Below are 21445 nucleotides of genomic sequence, written 5' to 3'. Positions count from 1 at the left end.
TTCTGAAAGGTGTGTTTCGCATGACCGATGTCGCCCTGCTCCGCACAGTCCTCGCCGATGAGCGCGAGCTGATCTACTTCGCCGATGCCGGACACACGCTGAGTGACCCGCCCGCCGACACCCGGGACCTCCCGCCGCGCCCCGGCTCGCACGCGGGGGACACCGAGAGCGCGGGCTCGACCATGCGCTACGACCCGCTGCGTGGAGACTGGGTTGCCTTCGCCGCCCACCGGCAGACCCGGATCTACCTGCCCCCGACCGACCTGTGCCCGATCTGTCCCACCCGTCCCGGCCACGCCACCGAGATTCCCGCCGCAGACTACGACGTCGCGGTGTTTGAAAACCGGTTCCCCTCCTTCGGGCCCGAACCCGCACCGGTGGACCTGAGCCCGGGTCTCGGGGCGGTTCGTCCGGCCGCCGGGCGCTGCGAGGTGATCGTGTTTGGGTCCAATCACGAGGCCTCCCTGAGCGATATGTCCATCGAGCGGATGCGCACCATCGTGGCCGCCTGGGCTCAGCGCACCGCCGACCTCCGGGCGATGGAGGGGGTCGAGCAGGTCTTCGCGTTCGAGAATCGCGGGGCCGAAATTGGCGTGACCCTGCACCACCCGCACGGGCAGATCTACGCCTATCCGTTTGTGACCCCGACCACCCGAATCCTGCTCGCCCAGGCGGCCGAGCATCGGGCACGTACCGGCGGAAACCTGTTTGCCGACATCCTGGACTGTGAGCTTTCCTCCGGGGAACGGATCCTTGAGCGGGGTGAATACTTCACCGCGTTTGTGCCGTTCTCGGCCCGGATGCCGATCGAGGTTCACCTCTACCCCAACCGTCACGTGGGCACCCTCGATGAGCTCACCGCAACCGAACGCGATGAGCTCGCCGACATGTACCTGCGACTGGTGCGCGGTATCGACGCCCTGTACGGCGATCGCACCCCCTATATTTCGGCCTGGTTCCAGGCTCCGTCCACCCATCCCGACCGCGCCGAGGCGCGCCTGCACCTGCAGATCACCTCCCCGCGCCGTGCCGCCGATAAGCTCAAGTATCTGGCCGGATCGGAGGCCGCAATGGGTGCGTTCATTGGTGATGTGATCCCCGAGGAGACCGCCGCCCGCCTGCGCGCCACCACCCCGTATGTCGAAGGAGCCCGCGCATGAGTGCCGCCGCGACCACCCTGGACGCCGAGTTCCAGAACCGCTTCGGTGCCGATGCCGACGGCATCTGGAGTGCCCCGGGCCGGGTAAACCTAATCGGTGAGCACACCGATTACAACGCCGGATTCGCCCTGCCCTTTGCGATCACCGCCAGAGCCCGGGTGGCGGTACGCGTGACCCACGGTGGCGAGGCCGTGCTGGAGAGCACCTTCGCGGGTGCCGCCCCGGTACGCGTGCGCCTGGATGAGCTGACCGCGGAGGATACGGGCTTTAGCGGGGACGGAGGCTGGGCGCGCTATCTGGCCGGGGTCGTCTGGGCGTTCGCTCGGCGGGGGATTACCCTGCCCGGGCTCGACGTACTGCTGCACTCGGATGTGCCGGTCGGGGCCGGACTCTCCTCCTCCGCGGCGGTGGAGTGCGCGATCGCCGTTGCGGTGAACGATCTGGCCGGTGCCGGGCTGGATCGCCCGGAACTGGTGCAGATCTGCCACGAGGCCGAGAATGATTTTGTGGGCGCACCCACCGGGATCCTGGACCAGTCGGCCTCGCTGCTGGCCACGGCGGGTTCGGGCCTGTTCCTTGACTGCCTGGACCGCAGCACCCGACAGGTTCCCCTGGATCTGGCCGCCCGGGACCTGGTCCTACTGGTCATCGACACCCGCGTGACTCACGCCCATGAGAGCGGGGGATATCGCGATCGGGTGGCCTCCTGCCGCCTCGGCGAGCGGGTGCTTGAGGTCTCCTCGCTGCGCGAGGTTTCGGCCCAGGACTTCGCCGAGCGTGCGCACCTGCTAGATCCCGAAACCCGGCGTCGGGTCCGGCACGTTGTCACCGAGAACGCCCGGGTTCAGGACGTCGTGGCCCTGCTGGATGCGGGCAGACTCGAGGACATCGGTCCGCTGCTCACCGCAAGCCACGTCTCGATGCGGGACGACTATGAGATCTCCAGCCCCGAGCTGGATGCGGCCGTGGACACCGCGCTGGCGCACGGCGCACTGGGCGCGCGGATGACCGGGGGCGGGTTCGGAGGCTCGGCCATCGCCCTGGTACCCATCGCGCTGGCCGAGACCGTGAGTACCGCGGTGAGCGCGGCGTTCGAACGTTCGGGATGGGCATCGCCGCACATTTACGCGGTGGTTCCGGGTCCCGGTGCAGGCCGCGAAGGTTAGAACACCACGCTCACATTTCGGGGCGTGTTCGCGGATGATCTGGATACACTGACCTCATGAGCGAGCATGCCCCCATCGCCGGGCTCACCGGCTGGACCCGCGCCCCCTTCGTCGCCGGCGAGATTACCCATGAGGTCTTCGAACGGGGATCGGGGCCGGGAATCGTCCTGCTGCCCGAGATCCCGGGCATGACCCCAGAGGTAATGGGGTTTGCCGACCACCTGGTGGAGAACGGATTCACCGTGGTCATCCCCTCGCTGTTTGGGGATCCCGGCCGTCCGGCTTCTCCCGGCTACCTGGCACAGTCGGTGGCCAAGGTGTGCGTCTCAACCGAGTTTCGGGCGTTTGCCACCGGCGCACACCGACCGGTGGCCGACTACGTGCGGGCCCTCGCCACGGATCTGGCCGCGCGCACGCCGGGTCCGGGCGTCGGGGTAATCGGGATGTGCTTCACCGGCGGGTTTGCGCTCGCCGCCGCGGCCTCGGAGAGCGTGCTGGCCTCGGTGGTCAGCCAGCCCGCGGCACCGTTTCCGCTGGGACGGGCTCGCAGGCTCGACCCGGTGATGTCCCCGGATGAGCTGGACCGGGTGGCCGCCCGGGCTGCGGCTGGATCGGTGTGCGCCCTGGGACTTCGCTTCAGCGAGGATCAGACGGTCCCACGCGAACGCTTCGCCACGATTGCGGCGGCCCTGGGCGATGCCTTCGAGGTCATCGAACTGGACTCCTCACCCGGGAACCCCGGCGGCTTTTCCCGCGGTGCACACTCGGTCCTGACCGGCGAGGTTCGCGAGCGGCCCGGACATCCCGCCGCCGAGGCGCGGGCGCGCACGGTGGCGTTCCTGCGCGAGCGCCTCGCGCTTCCCGCGGCTTAGCCCAGACCCTTGGCAGTGCCCAGACCCTCGGCCTAACCCAGACCCTTGGCCTGGCCCAGACCTGCGTTCCCGTGCGAGCGCCTCGCGGTTCCCGTGGGGAACGGTTAGAGCAGCGAACGAATCAGGGCCTCGGGGCTCAGCCGCTCGGCGCGGGCGCGCGACAGAAGGCGCGTGTGGGTGTCGGCATCCAGGTTCAGGGTGAGCGAAACCGTGGCCGGTTCCTCCGCCCAGTCAAACAGCCCCGGCTGGGCGGGCTCCTCGGTGAAGGCGGGTACCCGGGGTGCCTCGGTTGTGCGCGGTGCTTCGGTTGTGCGCGGTGCGCCGGTGGCACCGTCGGTGCTGCCCGCCCCGGTCCAGCCCGGACCGCTGGGGATCGCCGTCCGGTTTTGATACGCGGTGGATACCGCGCGGGCACGTTCATCGGCCGCCTCGTTCAGCGGGTGGTTGGCGTGACCCTTGACCCACTCGAAACGGTAGCGTCGCCCCTGCAACGCCTCGTCGATCTGCTGGAGAATTTCCACGTTCAGCACCGGTTTACCGTCGGCCTTGCGCCAGCCCTTGCGCTTCCAGCCCGGCATCCACTTGGTCACCGAGTTGATGACGTACTGGCTGTCGCAGAGAATCAGCAGGTCCTCATCCAGGTGCGCGGTGGCGCGGAAGAGCTCCAGCACCGCCTGAAGCTCACCCTGATTGTTGGTGGCGTGCGGCCACCCGCCGGCGGCCCAGCAGTTCTCGTTCACAAACCAGGCCCATCCGGCTGGTCCGGGGTTACCCAGTGCGGATCCGTCGGCTGCGGCGGTGATGGTCATGCGAAGTGCTCCCTGCTGATGGATGTTGGCATCCGTCGGCTTCCAGTTTCGCAGGTTTAGTGTGCGCGGTCGGCGAGCCGGGCCAGGTAATGGGTAATCAGCGCGGCCATGTCCACCCGTTCGGGATCCAGCAGCCACTGCACCTGGAGCCCGTCGATCATCGCGATCATCAGGCTCACCTCCGCATCCACCTGGTCCTCGGACAGCCCGCGCCCGATGAATGCCTGCTTGGACCGCTCGTGCAGGGCCCGGTAGCGGTTGACCACCCAGGCGCGTGCCGGATGATCGGGATCGGTCGCCTCGGCGGCGAGCTGAGTGTGCAGCTGCGCCAGGCCGGGAACGCTGACGTTGTGCATGACCAAATCGATGAGCATCTGGTCCGCATTGTCCGCACTGATCTCGGCAAACTGCATGCGTTCAAGATCCAGTGAGTCCCGGCGTTCGAGAACGGCAGCCAGCAGATCGGCCTTATTACCGAAGTGGTACAGGAGGGCCGGATGGGTCAGGTTGCACTCGGCCGCAATATCGCGGAGTGAGGTGCCGTAGTAGCCGGTTTTTGCGAAAACACGTAGCGCTGTGTCCAGAATACGGTCCCGAGTGCTCGGGGCTGTGGTCGTCATATTCGCAAGCATAATCGGCGCTTCGGCGATACACGCCGAGCACGGCGTGCTCATTTCTGGGGTGCTTACCAGTGGTCAAAAAGCTGGAGATTCGCCGTGTGCGGCATACCAAAACCGTCAATCCCCGTGTGTGGTGGGGCTGAGACCGTCAGACTGGGGAGTGGTGGGATGCCGCGAAGCCCGAGATGTCGGGTACCGCGCCTCACCCGATCAGGGGCAATCAAATAATGCGAGGGTGGTGAGCCGATGGTCCAACTGGTGTATTTTTCCGGAGACTCCGGTAATACCCACCGTTTCGTGCAGTCTTTGGGCATTGAGGCGATGCGGATTGGTGATGCCGAGCATCGCACACCCAGCCGGATCACCGAGCCGTTTGTGCTGATGACCCCCACCTATGGCGGCGGTGCCGACTATGCGGCCGTGCCGCGGCCGGTCCGGCAGTTTCTCGCCCGCGCCGATAACCGTGCGCGGTTGCGCGGGGTGATCGGTGCCGGACACCGCAACTTTGGATTCGCCTTTTGCCTGGCGAGTCGGCTGATCGCCGACCAGTACGGCGTGCCCGAGCTGTATCGCGTAGACGGCAACGGTACCGATCAGGATCGCGAACGCATTCTGACCGCGCTGACGCGGGCCCTGGGGTCGTCGGCACGGCAGAGCGAGCCGGCCGTGCTGGCCCGGACTCCGGTCGCCGCCGCGCCACACACCCTGGCGATCCCCATCGTGGTGCCTCGCACGACCGCCGAGCCTGTGCGTGAGCCGGTTCGTGAACCGGTATTGGCCGCGAGGTTCGGGCCCGAGCCGGTGGTGGTGTCCGCGTCCGAAGCTGTCGCACCAGTACCAGCACCAACACCAGCCTCAGCACCAGCACCAGCACCAGCACTGGCAGCCGCTTTCGCCTCGCCCTCGCAGACCCCTCCGCTTCGTCGTTCCCGCATTCGCACGGGGCCGACCTCGGTTGTGGCCGACACCCCTTCCACTCTCCCCCCGGCTGCACCCTGGCGCGAGGATGAGGTGATGGCCCAAGCCTCGAACCTCGCGGTGCCAGCCTCGAGCCCCGCAGCGGCAGCCTCGAACCTCGCGGTGCCAGCCTCGAGCCCCGCAGCACAGGCCCCCGCAGCCGTCATTGATTCCCCTCGCCGGGCCGCCCGCCGCGCCACGGCACCGATCGACATACCGGAACCGGCACCCCTCGATACTCCGGCTCCGGTACCAACTGCGGTACTCACCGCGACCTCGGTACCGACCCTGAGCCCGATCAGTGCAACGCCCTCGGCACCGGCTCCGGCGCTGGCCCCAACACCGGAGCCGGCCCCAACACCGGCGCTGTCTCCAGCGTCCGCGCCCGCACCCGAATTTCCGCCGGTCCTCGCTCCACCCGCTCCTGCCGTCGGCGGGGAGACTCCGCGCGCCGAATCCCGCCGCGCTCGCGCCCGGATGGTCCCGCCGCCGGCGATCGCCGGCACCGTCGTGACGCCGATGCCGACCCTCACCACGCTTTCCGCGCCGGCGGAGCCTCCGGTCCCGGTCGCCCCGGTCCGTGAGGCCGTGGCGCGGATTTCCGAACCGATGCCCGCACCGCAGCGCCGTGCCCGGCGACTGGCGATGGCCGAGGACCCGGGTGCACGGAGCGCTAGCCCCGCACCAACGCGGCGCTCGCTGCGGCAGGATCGAGGGTATTGAGCACCCCGTCGGACATGACCAGCACCTGATCCATCCGGTCCAGGTGTGAGCGATCATGGGTGACCAGCAGGGTTGAGGTGCCGCGATCTCGGGTGAGCTCCAGGATCAACGTGATGATCTCCATGCCGCGGGCGTGATCCAGTGCGCTGGTGGGTTCGTCCACGATCAGCACCCCGGGCTCATTCATCAGGGCGCGGGCGATGTTCACCCGCTGCCGCTGCCCACCGGAGAGCTGATGAGGACGCTTGTCCTCGTGCCCGGCCAGTCCGACCCGGGCCAGCAGGTCACGTGCACGTTCGCGGGTCGCGGCTCGGGCAGCACGGCTGTGTCCGTCGAGCTCGTTCATCACCGCGAGCTGGTCCAGCGCGCTGAGCGCGGGCAGCAGGTTCGACTGCTGGAAGACGATGCCGATGTGTTCGCGGCGCACGGCCGTCGCCTCGGCTCGACTGAGCCCGGCCAGGTCGATTCCGGCCACACGCACCTCACCCGAGTCCGGGGTGATCAGCGCCGAGGCTACCGCGAGCAGGCTCGATTTGCCCGATCCCGAGGCACCGGTCACCGCGGTGATTGTGCCCGGCGGGACCGAGAGGGAGGCGTTATCCACGGCGGTGATTCTGCGGTCACCGTCGGGGAAGGTCAGCGTAACGTTGCGCAGTTCAATCATGAGGGGTCCTTAGCAAGAAGCGAGTGGTTGTTGGGGATGCCCGGTTACCGGGCGGCACCGAGCGCGGCCAGCGGATCGCTGCGCAGTACCGGGCGGAGGGCAAACGCGCCGCCGATCAGACCCAGCGCGATCAACCCCAGCGCGGGGAGACCGATGGTGAGCGGGCTGAGTACAAACGGGACCGCGCTGCCCGCGAGGCTGCCGAGGCCGACGGTCACCAGCATCCCGACGCCTACCCCAGCAATAAGGACCACCAGCGCCTGCCCGAGGGTGTCTCGCACGAGCCGTCCGGTGCGGGCACCGAGGGCCTTGAGGACCGCGATATCCGGTCCACGCTGAATCGTCCAGACCGTGAAGAACGCACCGATCACCAGGGCGGAGATCCCGAACAGCATCGCCACGATCAGCAGCAGCGAGCCGATTTCCGAGCGGAACGATTCGATCGAGAGTAGTGCGGGGATCGGTGCCCGCGAGACCGTGTGGGTCGCCGTCTCGATCGAATCGGGATGCGCCGAGGACTTCAGGGACACTGCGAGCACGCTCGCCCAGGCGGGCTGACCGCCGGCGCTCATGATCGACTGCCAGTTGGGCAGGGTGACCCAGGCCACCGAGGAGTGCGCATACCAGGTGTCGGGGATCAGCGTGGAGACACGAAGGTCCTCCCCAAAGGCGCTCACGGTATCGCCCACGTGCACACCCAGTGTTTGCGCGGTTCCCTCACCCAAAACCACGGTGCCCGGCTGGGGCATCGGGGTTCCCGCGGGCAGGAAGTGTGAGCCTGCGGCGGAGGGATCGATCCCGAACAGGGCTGCCGGGGCGCGCTTTTCTCCGGCACTCAGCCGGGTCTGGCTGATGCCCAGCGGGGCGGCGTTGGTCACCCCGGCGGCATCGGCCCAGGCGTTGGCCTCGGCGGCGGTGATCGAGGAGTCGCCGAAGCTCGGATCCTTCTCACCGTGGGCGGGGGCCGAGAAGACGATGCGGTCGGCCCCGAGGCCGAGCACGGCCGAGACGTTTTGGCCGGCGAGCCCGGCGGTCAGCCCGGTCAAAAACCCCACCAGGATGGTGATCAGGGCAACAACCGAGGCGATCAGCACAAAGCGACCGTTAGCAAAGCGAATTTCACGCCAGGCAACAAACATGAGAACCTTCCGGGGAACCGGCACCGTGTGGGCCACACGGGCGTCCATAATGGGGACACTTCGAGTCTGGTTTCCGGCGGCTCATCCGTCATCGGCTAGGTGGTCGGGTCGGGGCGCAAAGTGATGATTATCCGCTCCACCTTTTGAGGGATACCCGCCAGGGGCCTCTCGGATTAGGCTGAGGCTATGATCCGTTCCGCCGACGGACCGGTGTCCGCGGGACTGCGCACCGGTCTGCACCTGCTCTTTGTGTCGCTGGCCCTGTTTGTGATGATCCGTGCCGGATTCCGCTCGGGCCCCGAGCCCGTGATCGCCGCGATCCTCGCCGCCGTCTTCCTGGTCTGGTACCTGCTGGGCGCCTGGTGGGGTAAGGGGGATCAGTCGCGCGGCAGAATCGGGCTCTGGCTCGGCGGGCTGACCCTGCTGTGGATTGCGATGATCCTGGTCAGCCAGGACGCCGCCTACTTGTCTTTCCCGCTGTTTTTCCTCTATCTGGCGCTGCTGGATCGCACCCCCGCGCTGCTGAGCGTGGCGGTGGTGAGCGCGGTGTCGATCATCGCGATCGGTCTGCACGGCGGGTTTTCGGTGCCGGGGATCCTCGGCCCGCTGATCGGTGCGGTGATCGCGGTGGCGATCGGGCTGGGCTATCGCGAACTTCAGCGGGTGGCCCTGCGCCGCGAGGAGCTGATCGCCGAGCTGATTTCCACCCGGGTCCGCCTGGCCGAAACCGAGCGGGAGGCGGGCAAGCTCGCCGAGCGTGAACGCCTGGCCCGCGACATCCACGACACCGTGGCCCAGGGACTCTCCAGCATCCAACTGCTGCTGCATGCGGCCGAGCGGGCAAGCGAACAGGCTCCCGAGACCGCGATCGAACACGTCCGGCGGGCGCGGGACGCGGCGGCCCTGGCGCTCGCCGAAACCCGCGGACTGATCGATGAGCTGGCCCCGCCGGCGATCACCGGTGCCAGCCTGGCCGAGGCGCTGTCCCGGCTCGCCGAGAGTGCCTCCCAGCAGGCGGGTATCCCGGTGGAGTTCCACACCGATGGGACCCCCGGGCCGCTGAGCACCGTGGTAAAAACCGGTCTGCTGCGGATCGGCCAGAGTGCGCTGGCCAACGTGGTCCAGCATGCGGATGCCACCCGTGCGGATCTCAGCCTGAGCTATCTGGATGGGGAAACCATCCTCGACATCGTGGATGACGGCCGCGGATTTGACCCGGATTCGCTGGTGGAGCGCACCGCGGGTGGCTCGTTTGGGCTGATCGCGATGCGGTCCCGAATCGCCGAGCTGGGCGGATCGCTGGTGATCGAGAGCGCCCCGGGCGAGGGCACCACGGTGACCGTAAGATTTACCCGGGAGGCAGCATGAACTACGCAGTGGGCACACCGATCCGGGTCGTGATGGCCGATGATCATCCCATCGTGCGTGCGGGCCTGGCCGCGGTCCTGGGGACCGCGGCGGATATCGAGGTGGTCGCCGAGGCGGCCTCGGTGCCCGAGGTGCTGGCCGTGGTCAACCGGTTTGAACCGGATCTGGTGCTGTTGGATCTGAGTTTTGGGACCGGCCCCACCGGGATCGATGCGACCCGCGAGCTGATGCGCCGGGAAAACCCGCCGCGCGTGCTGATCCTCACCAACTACGACTCCGATGCCGATATCCTCGGTGCCATCGAGGCCGGGGCGGCCGGCTACCTCCTGAAGGACGCCCCACCCGAGGACCTACTGAGCGCGATTCGCAAGGCGGTCCTCGGCCAGACGGTCCTGGGCCCGGCGGTGGCCGGACGCCTGGTGGCGCGGGTGAGCGAACCGCAGCAGGCACTCAGCGCCCGCGAAATCGAGGTCCTGACCCTCGCCTCCGAGGGTCTGGTCAACCGGGAAATCGGCAAGAAACTGCACATCAGCGAAACCACCGTCAAGTCCCATCTGGCGCATATCTTTGGCAAGCTCGGCGCGAACAACCGCCAGCAGGCGGTGCTCGCCGCCCAGCGCGGAGGCTTCATCCGTCGCGCCTAGTCGCGGATTTTGATGGGCGGTCTACTCCCGCTTGCGGTAGGCCTCCAGGGCTGCCTCACGGGAAGCCTTGAGGTCCACGATCGGGGCCGTGCGCAGGCCGGTGTCGGGCACCCAGCGGCGGATGTACTCGCGGTTGGGGTCAAACTTTTTGGCCTGCAGCTCGGGATTAAAGATGCGGAAATAGGGAGCCGCATCGGCACCGCTGCCGGCCACCCACTGCCAGTTGAACGGGTTTGCAGCGGGATCGGCATCCACCAGGGTGTCCCAGAACCACTCCTCGCCGGCCCGCCAGTGCTGGAGCAGGTTTTTGGTCAGCAGCGAGGCTACAACCATGCGTACGCGGTTGTGCATCGTGCCGGTCTGCCACAGCTCGTTCATCCCCGCATCCACCAGGTCGATCCCGGTAGTGCCGGTCTGCCAGGCGCGCAGCAGCTCGGGGTCAGCCTCAGGCCAGGGGAAATTCGCGAAGCTGGGCCGCCAGGGATCGGTGGCCAGCTTGGGGAAGTGGAACAGCTGGTAGTGCGCAAACTCGCGCCAGCCCAGTTCGCTGAGAAAGCTGGCACCCTGTCCGGGATGAGTGCGTCGATGCTCATCCACCGCATGCCAGATCGTGGATACCGTGATCTCGCCCCACACCAGGTGCGGGGACAGACGCGAGGTCACCGAACGATCGGGACGGTCACGCAGATCGGGATAATCGCCCAGGTCCTCGTCCAGGAAGTCGGCCAGACGCTCGTGGGCACCGGCCTCGCCCGGGCTCCAGTAGGTGTCCCAGTTTTCCGCCCAGTTGGGGGAGGTGGGACGAAGTTCGAGGTGGTCCAGTGCGGCCGCGAATGCCGCGGAGTTGACCGCGGTTGGGGTGCGGGCGGGCTGGGGAACGGGCAGGACCGCGCGCGGAGGACGCCGGGCAAGCTCATCCAGTGCCCGCTTCCAAAACGGGGTGAACACCGTGTACGGGCGGCCCTCTCCGGTGCGCAGCCCGGGATCCACCAGCAGATCCGGGGCGGCAAAATGGACCTCGATGCCGTGGGACCCGAGCTCCGTGTGCACCCGGGCGTCCAGCTCCGCCTCAGCCGCGCCGGGGCGTGCGGTGGCGTACACGCGGTTGGCGTTCTGCTCGGCGGCCAGCGTGTGCAGTGCGTCCACGGGATCGCCGGTGCGCAGCTCGAGCGGGATGCCCAGCTCGGCGAGGTCCTCGGCCAACGAGTCCAGTGCACCGTGAACCCACCAGCGGGAGGCCCCACCGATCGGGCGCAGGCTCGGCTCGTCCAGCACAAACACGGCGATCACACGCTCGTGGGATTCCAGCGCGGCGGTCAGTGCCGGATGATCACCCACGCGCAGGTCTCGGCGGAACCAGATCAGGGCGGCGGGGGAGGGGGTGCTCATCGGGAACCTAATCGTCGAATTCGGGGCAGCGCAGCTTCTCGGTCAGGGCAAACATGGACTCGATTTCGGCGGGGCTGAGGGCTCCGCCGATGATCGATTCAATCGTACGCATATGGGCGCGGGCAACCGGACGGTAGGCCGAGAACCCCTCCTCGGTGAGGGTGATGATCATGCCGCGGCGATCATCCGGATCGGCTTCCTTGGTGACAAACCCCTCGGCCGAGAGCTTGTCAATGAGTCGGCTCACGCTGGGCTGGCTCAGCAGCACCAGCCGGTTCAGATCGCGCAGCTTGGCCTTGCGGTCGGCCTGGCGGGAGAGGGTGAACATCACGTCGTACTCGTTCATCGTGAGTCCACCCATGGGGAAGTCCTCACCGAGGCGACGCATGATGCCAACCTGCGCGCGAAACAGCGACTCCCAGGCTTCTACCGCACCGTTCATCGTGGGCCACCGGACTCGGGCACGTCTTCGTGTGCGGGGGTCACCGCGGCGTCGGAAGCGCCCGTAGGCTCGGAGACACCGGCCGGTGCGGGTTCGTCCAGCCTGATGGCGAGGGCCGGGTTTGCGCGAATCAGCGAGCGATAGAGCATGACCATGCCCCAGAAGCTGGTGCTGAGCCCGGTGAGCAGAACACCGATGCCGATGAGCGTGAGAAACCACGGCCCGTTCAGCGCGGCCAGGACGATCAGCAGGATTCCCACCGCGGTGAAGAGCAAGCCGCCGCCGAAGCAGGCCGCGCCCAGCACCTTGAGGGCGCGGAGTTCGCGTGCGGAATCGGTGGCCTGCGTCATCCTCCCAGCGTACCGCGTTCGCGGGTCCGCGACCGAGCTGGAAGTTTCGCCCCTGGCGCACCGGTTGAGGGAATAACGGACGCGGGGTGCGTGGACATGAACAAGGGCCGATCGTAGAGGCGTACGATCGGCCCTTCCCCTTGCACCAAGAGTGTCCTGCAATCACATGTGCGTTTCGTCGTCACAGCAAAACTTCGAACGCAGTACGAATATATAACATCCAGGTAACGATTACCAGGGCTTGACCGACTCGGTGGCTGGGAGTTTGCCGCATAGCGGTATTCGGTGGTCTGCGGGTTCGAATCTGTGCACGGCACGGATGTTGATTCCCCGGAAATCCGCCAATGTGGGGATTTTGGGTCCACAATTGAACCCCGACCCCGTGCGGCGCTCAAGCGTCGCACATACGTGAGGAGACACGGATGAAGAAGAAGGCGACGCGCCCCGATGCGGAACCTCGGCTGAGTTCCGGCGGCGATGTGGGACTGCACCGTGAGCCTGCGGGAGGATCCGGCGTGCACGTTAACGCGTTTCGGATCGGCCTGGTGGGTACCCTGGGCGTTCTTATTGCGCTCCTGCTCGGGGGTATTGTCAGTCAGCTGAGTACCGTCCTGGTGTACATCGGCATCGCCCTATTCCTGGCGCTGGGTCTTGACCCGCTGGTTTCCTGGCTTGAGAAGCGGATGCCACGTCCCGCGGCGATTGCCGCGGTGGTGCTGGTGGTCTTGGCAGCCCTGGCGGGCCTCCTCCTGGCCGTCATTCCAGTGCTTGTGGAGCAGTCCTCGAACCTGATTCGTGATTTCCCGGGCTTTGCTTCGGATTTCCAGAAGAATGACATTGTGCTCCAGATCCAGAAGCTGCTGGGTGATTCCGTGGACATCAAGCAGGTCATCAAGGGGGCCACCGACTTCCTGGGAGATCCCAAAAACCTGGTGGCGATCGGCGGAGGCCTCGCCCAGGTGGGGGCCGGTGTTGCCAGCGGCATCACCGGGCTGATCATCGTGCTGATTCTGACCCTGTACTTTATGGCCTCGCTGCGCTCGATGAAGCAGACCGTGTACCGCTTTGTTCCCGCGTACCAGCGTGCGGGTTTCGCCAAGATCTCCGAGGACATCACCGGTGCCGTCGGACGCTATGTGGTGGGGCAGGTATCGCTTGCCCTGATCAATGGTGTGCTCAGCCTGATTCTGTTGTCGATCATTCAGGCACCAATGCCGTTCCTGCTGGCATTCTTCGCCTTCATTGGTTCCCTGATTCCGCTTGTGGGTACCCTGAGCGCGTCGATCCTGAACACCCTGATCTGCCTGTTGGTGGACCCCAGCCTGGCGCTGATTACGGGTATTTACTACCTGATCTACCTGCAGGTGGAGGCCTACATCATTTCCCCGCGCATCATGAGTCGTGCGGTTGCGGTCCCCGGGGCGATGGTGGTCATCGCCGCCGTGGCCGGAGGCACCATCGGCGGTGTGCTCGGGGCGCTGGCGGCTATTCCGGTCGCTGCCTCGGTGATCATCATCGTGCAGAAGGTGGTGTGGCCGCGCCAAGACCGTAAGGTCGTCGCGGTGTCCTAGTCGCGCACGGCGTCCACTGAGGTGCCCCGCACGTCCCACAGGGGTGTGCGGGGCACCCTGCGTTAGTGCCTCATCGGACTCTCCCCGGTGGCGGATCCGTGTGCTCAGCAGGCGGAAGCGGTGCCGCGCGTGACTCATCATCGGGGAACAGCGTGGTGAGGACGCTGCCCAGTCGCCTTGCACTCTCGGGTGTGAGCACCAGGTGTTCTCCATGCTCATCGGAGTGGATCACAACCACCGGCTCAGCCGGCGGTACCTGCGGATTCACGATGATATCGAGCAGCACGGGTTGGAGCTCGGGTACCGGCCCGCTCTGCAGCACGGTGGCGACGCTCGCCAGCCAGCGAGGCTCCCCACGAGCACTCTCTGCATCGAGCAGCTCCGACTCGAGCAGCTCCGACTCGGAAAGTTCCGACTCGGAACGCATCTTCTCGGTACGCTCCTTCTCGGAAAGCGTCGACCTGGCAGACGCTGCCCCGGCAAGCGCGGTCTCGGTAGGCACAGGCTCGGTAGGCACAGGCCCGGTAGGCCCAGCCGCGGTGGACACTGCCCCGGTAGGCACTGTTTTGGCGGATACTGACGCAGCCTCCGGTGGGCGCACCCGTGCATGACCGGGCTCGGGCGGAAGAGCATTCTCAGAGTGGGCATGTTCCGCGGCGAGGGCCGCGGGCCCCGGTGCCGGGGGAATGGCACCGTCGGAGGGCGTTGGGGGTTCGGACCCGGTGGGTGCCGAACGCCGTGGGTGAAGCAGGGCTGTTTTCATCGGTGGATCCCTTCACCGGCACATTCTGAGCCTAACTCGACCCTCCGACACTCATGGATCGGATGGTGAGGGGCGTGCCGATGGAAGATGATCGTCCTGCTCGGCGTAGCGCAGGAGGGTTCGTGCCGAGAGGCGATGAACGACAGCGGCGCGCTGTGTGGGCGCGCTAGCGGTCGCTGAGGTCCGGCGGGGTGCTGGGCAGTAGCTCCTCAATCGGTACTCCGAAGACCTGGCTAAGTGCGAGGACGTTTTGGAGTGATGGATTGGCTGAGGTTCCCGGGCGAGACTCGCCCTTTTCGAACTTCTGATAGGTGTATCGGCTAATCCCGGCCGCCATTGCGACCTGCTCCTGGCTGAGGCCGCGCCCGAGTCGTAGATGACGGAGCGAACTGCCCAGGAGGTTGGCATACTGGGACCAGGTAGGTGTCTCGGCGAAGTGTTCCATAAGACCAGCATGTAAGCGATTGTCTCAGTCTGGGGCCATACCCGTGTGACAATCGCCTGTGAATCCGGTGAAATTCCAGAAGACTGCTCGGTTTTCGGGCTGATGAACCCCGATATACGCCGAATCTGACGTTGCGGCCGAGGCTGCCCGCGGCCTAGAAGAGGTCGGGGCTCGGTGCCGATGCGTAGCGGATGGTGACGTCTGCGTGACGGTCAAAACGGTAGCCGACGCCGCGCACGGTGCGGACGATGTCTTCGTAGCGGTCAAGCTTGGCCCGCAGGCGACGGATGTGGACGTCGATGGTGCGCTCGTTCGGAGCCGCCTCTTCGTCCTCGGGGTTCCACAGGGCGCCGATCAGCTCGGCACGGTCGACGGTGCGACCCTCGCGCAGTACCAGGTACTGCAGCAGCTCGAACTCCTTGAAGGTGAGCGAGACGGCGGTGTTGTCCAGCGCCAGGCGCTTGCGGGAGAGGTCAATCACGACTCCGGCGTGTGCGCGGTCGAGCTCGCCGGTGTGGCTCTCCTCGGTGTCGCGGTGGCGGGCGAGGGCTGCCGGCTCCTGCAGGGCCAGGCGCACCACGTCGATGTCGCGGCCACCGGCACCGGCCGGTGCAAGGGCAACGGCCGCGTAGGTTTCCGAGGCGGGAGCAATCTGGGCGGCGAGGTCCTTGAGGGCCTGCACGACCTGACCGAGACTGGAGCCATCGGCCAGGGCCTTGGCCTCATCCAGCCCGACGTAGAGCACGAAGCCGCGAGCCTCGGTGCCCTCGGGAACCGAGCGCAGACGCGGGGCTGCGGGAGCTGCGGGTGCGGCAGCCACAACCGGGGCGACCGCGGGAACCGCGGTGCTGGTGGTGGTACGTCCGGCGGTCAGTGCGGCGGCGATGCGCTCGGCCTCGGCGCTGCGGGTGGCGGGGGCGGAGATGGTGGTGGTGATCGACATGAGAAGTCCCTAAAGGTTTTGGTGTCGACGGTCATCCGGGGGCGAGTGCCTCGGCCGGGCCGTTACGACGGGTGTGTTGTGTGTATCCGGATCGACGAATCGGAAGGTCGTTCCGGGGGAGTCGCGTTCAAAAACGCTCCGGGTCTCGACGCTTTGTCTTCTTCTGGATGAGGAGAAGCGGGGCGGAGACGGTGGCGGAAGCTAGCGAGCTAGCTGCACATTCGACAACACATGACAGCGCTACGGGGCATCATCATGCCCACAGTCCCATGAGACTCGAGGGAGCTCCGGGTACGCGCGAATTCAGTCATATGCCGATTATGCCCAGAGCGAAGCGTGCTGTCAACTGATCACCCTTGATTGGGGGGACAAAAAACGGCGGCACCGGAAAACCGATGCCGCCGTGGGCCCTGACCGAGTGCCAGGGACGAAGTTTTAGACCAGGCCGTAGAGGCGGTCGCCCGCGTCACCCAGACCGGGAACGATGTAGCCGTGCTCGTCCAGACGCTCGTCCACGGTGCCCAGCACCAGCTTGACGTCGCGGCCCTCGGTGAGCTTCTCCAGTGCGGCCACACCCTCGGGGGCGGCCAGCAGGCAGATCGCGGTGACATCGTCTGCGCCGCGGTCAAAGAGGAACTTGATCGCCGCACCCAGCGAACCGCCGGTCGCGAGCATCGGGTCCAGGACGAAGCACTGGCGACCCGACAGATCATCCGGCAGACGCTCGGCGTAGGTCTTCGGCTCGAAGGTTTCCTCGTCGCGCAGCATGCCCAGGAAGCCGACCTCGGCTGTCGGGAGCAGCTTGACCATGCCCTCAAGCATGCCCAGACCTGCACGCAGGATGGGGACCACGAGCGGACGCGGCGAGGAGATCGCCAGTCCGGTAGTGGTGGTGACCGGAGTCTCGATTTCGACCGTCTCGGTGCGAACCTCGCGGGTTGCCTCATACGCGAGCAGGGTGACCAGCTCCTCGGTGAGGGACCGGAAGATCGGCGACGGGGTGTTCTTATCCCGCAGGACCGTCAGTTTGTGGGTGATCAGGGGGTGATCGGCTACGTGCACTCGCATACTGTTAACAATACCTGGGTGAAGGGAACCTTGCGGTGGTAATGAGTGTGGGCGCGGAAGATGAGCGCTGGATGGGCCTGGCCCTGGACCAGGCGCGCCTGACCGCGGAAAGTGCGGATGTCCCGGTGGGGGCGATCCTGGTGGATTCCGCGGGCACCGTGGTGGCGACCGGATTTAACCTCAAGGAGGCCCGTCACGATCCCACCGCGCACGCCGAAATCGAGGCGATCCGTGCGGCCACCGCGGCGCGCGGGGATTGGCAGCTGCGTGATCTGACCCTGGTGGTCACCCTGGAGCCGTGCATCATGTGTGCCGGGGCGATCCTCGCAGCCCGCATCCCACGCGTGGTCTTTGGAGCCTGGGAGGATAAGGCCGGGGCCGCCGGCAGCGCGTTTGACCTGCTGCGGGATCGCCGCCTCGCCCACCGCGCCGAGGTTGTTGGCGGCGTGCGCGAGGCCGAGTGCGCGGCCATCCTGGTGGAGTTTTTCCGGGAGACCCTGGCGAGCCCGACCGAGTTGTAGCCGCGCGGAGCGGAAGGCCGGGCGCTGGTTCGGCGCGGTCCGGGGCCGGGCGGGCTTTGGTTTTGAGCGTCCTAAACCCGCTCGCGATCCACGTCGGGTTCGAGGTAGATGACGCGCGCCATGGGCTCGGCGGCGCGGATGCGGGCCTCGATCACGTTGATGTTTTCGGAGACCTGGGCAACCGTGCGGGCCGGATCCACGGCGATCTTTGCCGCCACCATGATCTCCTCGGGTCCCAGGTAGAGGGTCTTCAGGTGGATGATCCGCTCGGCTTCGGGCCCGGCCACGATGGCTTCCCGGATCGCGGTGGCCTGCTCGGCGGTGGCGCCCTCGCCCACCAGGAGACTCTTGGTTTCGATGCCCAGCACGATCGCGACCAGGACCAGCAGCGCACCAATGGCCAGCGTGCCGATTGCATCCCAGGTGGCATTGCCGGTGATCACGGTGAGGCCGACTCCGAGGAAGGCGAGGACCAGACCGATCAGCGCGGCCACGTCCTCCAGCAGGACAACGGGCAGCTCGGGGGCCTTGGCGCGGCGGATGAACTGGATCCAGGACTGGGTGCCGCGGGTGTGGTTGGACTCGCGGATCGCCGTGCGCAGGGAGAAGCCCTCGAGCCCGATCGCTACCGTCAGCACCACCATCGGCAGCCACCACATTTCCAGGGCGTGCGGGTGGGTGAGCTTGTTGATGCCCTCATAGATCGAGAACACGCCACCGACTGAGAACAGGATGATCGAGACCACAAACGCGTAGACGTAGCGCTCGCGTCCGTACCCGAACGGGTGCTCCTCGTCGGCCAGACGGCGCGACTTGCGTCCGCCCAGCAGGAGCAGCAGCTGGTTGCCCGAGTCGGCGAGGGAGTGCACACCCTCGGCGAGCATCGACGCCGAGCCGGAGAAGAACCAGGCGATGAACTTGGTCAGCGCGATGCCGACGTTCGCCAGCAGTGCCGCGATGATGGCGCGATTGCCGCCCTGTGTACTCATGTGATCCCCCTCGTGTGGTGGATCACATCCTAGCCCTGCACGGTAGCCGGCGGGGTCGGGCGACGGAAGGTGTCGCGCATGTGGTCGGAGTCGAGGTAGTCGGCCACGCCGATCAGGATCAGGCTGAAGATGATCTGCTCGGTGATCATCCACACCGGGTAGAACCCGGGGATTGCCGCAAGCACGAGGGTCACCACCGGGAAAATCTTGCTGAACAGGCGCAGCCGTGAGTAGCCCCAGGACCAGCCCAGCTGCGCGCGCCAGGAGAAGTAGAACAGGGTCGCGGTCATGCCGAGCACCACCACGCTGCGTGTCCACACCGACAGCGGCACGTGTTCGCCACGGCCCAGTAGGACGAGCGCGATCACCACGGCGACGATGCCGAGCACCAGCTCGATCAGCAGCAGGATCGTCACCGCGCGGAATGCCCGCACCGTGCGCGGATGCGTGCGAGCCTCCTCGGCGATGCGCTCGGAGGCGCGCGATCCACCGGCGATACGGTCCAGGCGAAGCAGTAGCGGCTCGAGGTTCATGCTCCCAGGGTAATCCGAATCACGCCACGCGGGCATGCACACACGGCGCGGATTTAGGATGGGGAGATGACCTCCACGAACGCACCCAGCATCGCATTCCTCGGTACCGGTTCGATGGGCGGGGCGATTCTCTCCGGCCTCGTCGCCTCGGGAGCCACCGCCACCAGCCCGGTGATCGCGACCAATCGCACGCCGGAAAAAGCCGCGGCGTTGTCGAAGCTGGAGGGCGTGACCGGAGTCGCGCTGAACGAGAACCCCGAGGGCAACCGTGAGGCCGCCGCCGGCGCCGACATCATCCTGATCGGTGTGAAGCCCGGCATGGTTCCGGACCTGCTCGCCGAGATTGCTCCGGCGCTCAAGCCCGGCGCGATCGTGGTGAGCCTGGCCGCGGGTGTGACCATCGCGACCTTCGAGTCGATTCTCCCGGACACCGCGATCGTGGTGCGCTCGATGCCGAACACCCCCGCCGTGGTGGGCCGTGCCGTTACCGGTATCGCCCCCGGTACCCGCGCCGATGCGGCCGCGATGGCCGCCGTGCGGGCGGTCTTTGAGACCGTGGGCGAGGTTCTTGAGGTGGCCGAGGACCGGATCGACGCGCTCAGCACCATCTCCGGCTCCGGCCCCGCCTACGTGTTTGCGCTGATCGAGGCGCTCACCGCCGCCGCGATCGAAAAGGGTTTCAGCCCGGAAGAGGCCGACCTGCTGGTGCAGGGCACCTTCCGCGGGGCCACCGAACTCCTGGCGGCATCGGACCAGACCCCGACCCAGCTGCGTATCAACGTCACCAGCCCCAAGGGCACCACCGAGCGTGCGCTCGCCGTGATGAGCGACGCCGGTCTGGACCAGATGTTCATCCGGGCGACCGACGCCGCCCTGGCGCGGGCCAAGGAGCTCGCGGCCGGCAGCTAGCCGAGCTTCATGGTGGTGAGGCAGGTGGGGTCCTCATCACCGGTGGCGATCTGCGTGGTTGCGGACTTTCCGTCCTGGGAGATGGTGAGGGTTCCGCTGATGTTGCGGGGGAGCCAGATTCCGACGAAGCCGTTGTTGTTGGTGGAGAGCTTCTGATCGAGGATCTTCTCGCCGGTTGAGTCGGTGACCGTCACCTCGACCTCGGCATCCTGGAGCTCGCCGAGGCACGTGGTGAGGCTGTGGAAGAAACAGTCGTGTGAGCTGTTTTGGTACGGTGCGACCGACAGGTAGAACTCATCCGCTGGCATCGGCAGCTCGGAGGTCTGCCCGGACTGATCGGTGAGCATCAGGGTCGCCGGGCGCACCGAGGCCATCAGATCGCGCGGGCGCTGATCCAGGGAGGTCGCCTCCAGCTTGTCGATCACTCCGCGGGCATCGAGTCCCTCCAGCCCATGGGTGGCAAGGGTGCTGTGGACATCCCCGGCGGAGGTCGGTGACGAGGGAGCCGCGGCGTCGGCGGTGCACCCGGCGAGGCCGAGGGTGAGCGCAAGCAGCAGCGGTGTGGCGGACAGGGCAACCTTTGTGATGTGCGTCGACATGTCTTCACGCTAACCAGCGCCGCTTCGCCAATGGTAAAAACGGGCGGAGGGTGATGCCGGGCCTGTCGGTTGCCTAGACCGTCTTCGCCAGCTGCTGCACCCGCTGGTAGGAGAGCCCGAGCAGGGCACCGGCGTCGCTCTGAGAGAGCTGCGCTTCGGTCAGCAGATTCCGGACGGCCTCGCGCCGCAGCGCGGCGGCTCGCTGACTGCTCTGTTCGCTCTGAGCCTGGAGGCGTGCCGCTTCTTCCCAGGCTTCCTTGGCGTTCGCGGGCATCTCGATGCTAACGGTGACGGTGGCCTCGCCCTCGTCGAGATCAAGCATCGCCGTCACGACGCCATCCGCCATTGTCTGAATTTCTCGGACGTGACGAGCCTGTGTGACCGCATCGATCTCAGGAACCGTAATGATCCACCACTTGCCTTCACGCCGGGCGGTCGCTTTGTACTCATGTGCCATTGTGGATTTCTTCCTATTTCCAACTTGAGGGAGTGTCCGGCAGCTTTTTCATGACCTGGCGCACGACTCCCGGGGAGACTATCCCGTGGGTGGGGATCGCCACCGAATCGGTTCCGTTCGGGGAGCCCCACACGTTATGTCCGCCCTTTGTGCGCAGTAGGGTCCATTTTCTGGACGCGAGAAATCGCTCGAGTTCTCGTTGCTTGACCGCTCTTACCATGATCGTACGCTATGTCCCCTTGTGTGGGGTCACAAGGGGGGGATAGTGTGTGTAATTCCTGTGTGTTCGGAAAGGCTTCCGATCCCCGTGTTTCGGGTCTGTGTGAAGCGTCATCGGCCTCACA

24 protein-coding genes and 1 pseudogene are annotated in these 21445 nt (G+C 66.6%); 9 read left to right on the top strand and 16 right to left on the bottom strand.

The genetic code is table 11. The features are described 5' to 3' along the window. Positions 1–20 precede the first annotated feature (20 nt). The 3 genes from galT to D9V34_RS16050 are packed head-to-tail and all read left to right on the top strand — an operon-like array spanning position 21 to position 3198. Positions 21–1160, top strand: a complete 1140-nt coding sequence (galT, locus tag D9V34_RS16060; protein ID WP_121689475.1) for a galactose-1-phosphate uridylyltransferase — start codon at positions 21–23, stop codon at positions 1158–1160. Further along, a complete protein-coding gene (gene galK, locus D9V34_RS16055) occupies positions 1157–2326 on the top strand; it encodes a galactokinase (protein ID WP_121689474.1) in 1170 nt (389 codons plus the stop codon). Before galT ends, galK begins: the two co-directional genes overlap by 4 nt. Before the next feature lie 56 nt (positions 2327–2382). Continuing rightward, positions 2383–3198, top strand: a complete 816-nt coding sequence (locus D9V34_RS16050) for a dienelactone hydrolase family protein (protein ID WP_121689473.1) — start codon at positions 2383–2385, stop codon at positions 3196–3198. 343 nt (positions 3199–3541) lie between these two features. On the opposite strand, the pseudogene D9V34_RS16045 reads toward D9V34_RS16050, so the two are convergent. Both D9V34_RS16045 and D9V34_RS16040 read right to left on the bottom strand, forming a co-directional pair. Beyond that, positions 3542–4007, bottom strand: a pseudogene (locus D9V34_RS16045) (RNase H family protein); the annotation flags it as partial. A 56-nt stretch (positions 4008–4063) separates the two neighbouring features. Next, positions 4064–4627, bottom strand: a complete 564-nt coding sequence (locus D9V34_RS16040) for a TetR/AcrR family transcriptional regulator (protein ID WP_183092007.1) — start codon at positions 4625–4627, stop codon at positions 4064–4066. Between the two features lie 246 nt (positions 4628–4873). On the opposite strand from D9V34_RS16040, the gene nrdI reads away from it, so the two are divergent. Continuing rightward, positions 4874–6307: a class Ib ribonucleoside-diphosphate reductase assembly flavoprotein NrdI gene (gene nrdI / locus D9V34_RS18280; RefSeq protein WP_281272284.1), complete on the top strand. Its 1434-nt coding sequence runs from the start codon at positions 4874–4876 to the stop codon at positions 6305–6307. On the opposite strand, the gene D9V34_RS16030 is transcribed toward nrdI, so the two are convergent. Further along, complete coding sequence (locus D9V34_RS16030) at positions 6258–6971, bottom strand: ABC transporter ATP-binding protein (RefSeq protein ID WP_121689470.1); 714 nt, start codon at positions 6969–6971, stop codon at positions 6258–6260. The genes nrdI and D9V34_RS16030 overlap by 50 nt on opposite strands. Before the next feature lie 44 nt (positions 6972–7015). Further along, a complete protein-coding gene (locus D9V34_RS16025) occupies positions 7016–8158 on the bottom strand; it encodes an ABC transporter permease (RefSeq protein WP_245992058.1) in 1143 nt (380 codons plus the stop codon). Positions 8159–8296: 138 nt separating this feature from the next. On the opposite strand from D9V34_RS16025, the gene D9V34_RS16020 reads away from it, so the two are divergent. Both D9V34_RS16020 and D9V34_RS16015 read left to right on the top strand, forming a co-directional pair. After that, positions 8297–9478: a sensor histidine kinase gene (locus D9V34_RS16020; protein WP_121689469.1), complete on the top strand. Its 1182-nt coding sequence runs from the start codon at positions 8297–8299 to the stop codon at positions 9476–9478. Next, positions 9475–10122 (top strand): response regulator, encoded by a 648-nt coding sequence (locus tag D9V34_RS16015; protein ID WP_121689468.1) that lies wholly within the window; start codon positions 9475–9477, stop codon positions 10120–10122. Before D9V34_RS16020 ends, D9V34_RS16015 begins: the two co-directional genes overlap by 4 nt. Positions 10123–10143: 21 nt before the next feature. Here the strand turns inward: D9V34_RS16015 and D9V34_RS16010 are convergent, their stop codons facing one another. From D9V34_RS16010 to D9V34_RS16000, 3 genes are read right to left on the bottom strand one after another with little or no spacing between them, the layout of a single operon-like run. Continuing rightward, positions 10144–11511, bottom strand: a complete 1368-nt coding sequence (locus D9V34_RS16010) for a cryptochrome/photolyase family protein (protein ID WP_121689467.1) — start codon at positions 11509–11511, stop codon at positions 10144–10146. A 7-nt stretch (positions 11512–11518) separates the two neighbouring features. Next, complete coding sequence (locus D9V34_RS16005; RefSeq protein ID WP_121689466.1) at positions 11519–11953, bottom strand: MarR family winged helix-turn-helix transcriptional regulator; 435 nt, start codon at positions 11951–11953, stop codon at positions 11519–11521. Next, positions 11950–12303, bottom strand: a complete 354-nt coding sequence (locus D9V34_RS16000; protein WP_121689465.1) for a hypothetical protein — start codon at positions 12301–12303, stop codon at positions 11950–11952. The genes D9V34_RS16005 and D9V34_RS16000 overlap by 4 nt, the downstream gene beginning before the upstream one ends. A gap of 422 nt (positions 12304–12725) precedes the next feature. On the opposite strand from D9V34_RS16000, the gene D9V34_RS15995 reads away from it, so the two are divergent. Then, positions 12726–13874, top strand: coding sequence for an AI-2E family transporter (locus D9V34_RS15995; RefSeq protein WP_121689464.1), 1149 nt, complete (start codon positions 12726–12728; stop codon positions 13872–13874). Positions 13875–13944: 70 nt separating this feature from the next. Here the strand turns inward: D9V34_RS15995 and D9V34_RS15990 are convergent, their stop codons facing one another. From D9V34_RS15990 to upp, 4 genes are all read right to left on the bottom strand, one after another. Further along, positions 13945–14376 (bottom strand): hypothetical protein, encoded by a 432-nt coding sequence (locus D9V34_RS15990; protein WP_183092006.1) that lies wholly within the window; start codon positions 14374–14376, stop codon positions 13945–13947. Positions 14377–14803: 427 nt separating this feature from the next. Next, entirely contained in the window at positions 14804–15082 is a 279-nt protein-coding gene (locus tag D9V34_RS15985; RefSeq protein ID WP_030149163.1) for a helix-turn-helix domain-containing protein, read from the bottom strand. A gap of 154 nt (positions 15083–15236) precedes the next feature. Next, the gene (locus tag D9V34_RS15980; RefSeq protein ID WP_121689462.1) at positions 15237–16025 is read right to left on the bottom strand and encodes a winged helix-turn-helix domain-containing protein; all 789 of its coding nucleotides are present in this window, start codon (positions 16023–16025) and stop codon (positions 15237–15239) included. A gap of 435 nt (positions 16026–16460) precedes the next feature. After that, entirely contained in the window at positions 16461–17093 is a 633-nt protein-coding gene (gene upp, locus D9V34_RS15975; protein WP_030149165.1) for a uracil phosphoribosyltransferase, read from the bottom strand. A gap of 41 nt (positions 17094–17134) precedes the next feature. Between upp and tadA the strand changes: the two genes are divergently transcribed. Beyond that, positions 17135–17614: a tRNA adenosine(34) deaminase TadA gene (gene tadA / locus D9V34_RS15970; protein ID WP_220700610.1), complete on the top strand. Its 480-nt coding sequence runs from the start codon at positions 17135–17137 to the stop codon at positions 17612–17614. Positions 17615–17685: 71 nt separating this feature from the next. Here the strand turns inward: tadA and D9V34_RS15965 are convergent, their stop codons facing one another. Next, positions 17686–18603 (bottom strand): cation diffusion facilitator family transporter, encoded by a 918-nt coding sequence (locus D9V34_RS15965; protein ID WP_121689460.1) that lies wholly within the window; start codon positions 18601–18603, stop codon positions 17686–17688. Between the two features lie 29 nt (positions 18604–18632). Next, positions 18633–19136: a hypothetical protein gene (locus tag D9V34_RS15960; protein ID WP_121689459.1), complete on the bottom strand. Its 504-nt coding sequence runs from the start codon at positions 19134–19136 to the stop codon at positions 18633–18635. 66 nt (positions 19137–19202) lie between these two features. Here D9V34_RS15960 and proC point away from each other — a divergent pair, with 66 nt between their 5' ends. Continuing rightward, on the top strand, positions 19203–20045 hold the full coding sequence (gene proC / locus D9V34_RS15955; protein WP_121689458.1) for a pyrroline-5-carboxylate reductase: 843 nt from the start codon (positions 19203–19205) through the stop codon (positions 20043–20045). Here proC and D9V34_RS15950 read toward each other — a convergent pair. The 3 genes from D9V34_RS15950 to D9V34_RS18310 form a co-directional block, all read right to left on the bottom strand. Continuing rightward, positions 20042–20644 carry a CueP family metal-binding protein gene (locus D9V34_RS15950; protein WP_121689457.1) on the bottom strand — a complete coding sequence of 201 codons (603 nt, stop codon included), beginning with the start codon at positions 20642–20644 and terminating at the stop codon, positions 20042–20044. The genes proC and D9V34_RS15950 overlap by 4 nt on opposite strands. A 73-nt stretch (positions 20645–20717) precedes the next feature. After that, on the bottom strand, positions 20718–21101 hold the full coding sequence (locus D9V34_RS15945) for a hypothetical protein (protein WP_121689456.1): 384 nt from the start codon (positions 21099–21101) through the stop codon (positions 20718–20720). A gap of 13 nt (positions 21102–21114) precedes the next feature. Further along, positions 21115–21321 carry a type II toxin-antitoxin system HicA family toxin gene (locus tag D9V34_RS18310; protein WP_121689455.1) on the bottom strand — a complete coding sequence of 69 codons (207 nt, stop codon included), beginning with the start codon at positions 21319–21321 and terminating at the stop codon, positions 21115–21117. Positions 21322–21445 lie beyond the last annotated feature (124 nt).

Origin of the sequence: Mycetocola lacteus (assembly GCF_003667575.1) — a bacterium.
Taxonomy (GTDB): domain Bacteria; phylum Actinomycetota; class Actinomycetes; order Actinomycetales; family Microbacteriaceae; genus Mycetocola; species Mycetocola lacteus.
Note: the sequence above shows the minus strand (reverse complement) of the source record. Positions and strands in the feature narration are given on the sequence as shown.

Bases quoted from the DNA above. Each gene is read 5' to 3' on its own strand.
- galT (WP_121689475.1), top strand. From the start codon at position 21: ATGACCGATGTCGCCCTGCTCCGCACAGTCCTCGCCGATGAGCGCGAG.
- galK (WP_121689474.1), top strand. From the start codon at position 1,157: ATGAGTGCCGCCGCGACCACCCTGGACGCCGAGTTCCAGAACCGCTTC.
- D9V34_RS16050 (WP_121689473.1), top strand. From the start codon at position 2,383: ATGAGCGAGCATGCCCCCATCGCCGGGCTCACCGGCTGGACCCGCGCC.
- D9V34_RS16040 (WP_183092007.1), bottom strand. From the start codon at position 4,627: ATGACGACCACAGCCCCGAGCACTCGGGACCGTATTCTGGACACAGCG.
- nrdI (WP_281272284.1), top strand. From the start codon at position 4,874: ATGGTCCAACTGGTGTATTTTTCCGGAGACTCCGGTAATACCCACCGT.
- D9V34_RS16030 (WP_121689470.1), bottom strand. From the start codon at position 6,971: ATGATTGAACTGCGCAACGTTACGCTGACCTTCCCCGACGGTGACCGC.
- D9V34_RS16025 (WP_245992058.1), bottom strand. From the start codon at position 8,158: ATGGACGCCCGTGTGGCCCACACGGTGCCGGTTCCCCGGAAGGTTCTC.
- D9V34_RS16020 (WP_121689469.1), top strand. From the start codon at position 8,297: ATGATCCGTTCCGCCGACGGACCGGTGTCCGCGGGACTGCGCACCGGT.
- D9V34_RS16015 (WP_121689468.1), top strand. From the start codon at position 9,475: ATGAACTACGCAGTGGGCACACCGATCCGGGTCGTGATGGCCGATGAT.
- D9V34_RS16010 (WP_121689467.1), bottom strand. From the start codon at position 11,511: ATGAGCACCCCCTCCCCCGCCGCCCTGATCTGGTTCCGCCGAGACCTG.
- D9V34_RS16005 (WP_121689466.1), bottom strand. From the start codon at position 11,953: ATGAACGGTGCGGTAGAAGCCTGGGAGTCGCTGTTTCGCGCGCAGGTT.
- D9V34_RS16000 (WP_121689465.1), bottom strand. From the start codon at position 12,303: ATGACGCAGGCCACCGATTCCGCACGCGAACTCCGCGCCCTCAAGGTG.
- D9V34_RS15995 (WP_121689464.1), top strand. From the start codon at position 12,726: ATGAAGAAGAAGGCGACGCGCCCCGATGCGGAACCTCGGCTGAGTTCC.
- D9V34_RS15985 (WP_030149163.1), bottom strand. From the start codon at position 15,082: ATGGAACACTTCGCCGAGACACCTACCTGGTCCCAGTATGCCAACCTC.
- D9V34_RS15980 (WP_121689462.1), bottom strand. From the start codon at position 16,025: ATGTCGATCACCACCACCATCTCCGCCCCCGCCACCCGCAGCGCCGAG.
- upp (WP_030149165.1), bottom strand. From the start codon at position 17,093: ATGCGAGTGCACGTAGCCGATCACCCCCTGATCACCCACAAACTGACG.
- tadA (WP_220700610.1), top strand. From the start codon at position 17,135: ATGAGTGTGGGCGCGGAAGATGAGCGCTGGATGGGCCTGGCCCTGGAC.
- D9V34_RS15965 (WP_121689460.1), bottom strand. From the start codon at position 18,603: ATGAGTACACAGGGCGGCAATCGCGCCATCATCGCGGCACTGCTGGCG.
- D9V34_RS15960 (WP_121689459.1), bottom strand. From the start codon at position 19,136: ATGAACCTCGAGCCGCTACTGCTTCGCCTGGACCGTATCGCCGGTGGA.
- proC (WP_121689458.1), top strand. From the start codon at position 19,203: ATGACCTCCACGAACGCACCCAGCATCGCATTCCTCGGTACCGGTTCG.
- D9V34_RS15950 (WP_121689457.1), bottom strand. From the start codon at position 20,644: ATGTCGACGCACATCACAAAGGTTGCCCTGTCCGCCACACCGCTGCTG.
- D9V34_RS15945 (WP_121689456.1), bottom strand. From the start codon at position 21,101: ATGGCACATGAGTACAAAGCGACCGCCCGGCGTGAAGGCAAGTGGTGG.
- D9V34_RS18310 (WP_121689455.1), bottom strand. From the start codon at position 21,321: ATGGTAAGAGCGGTCAAGCAACGAGAACTCGAGCGATTTCTCGCGTCC.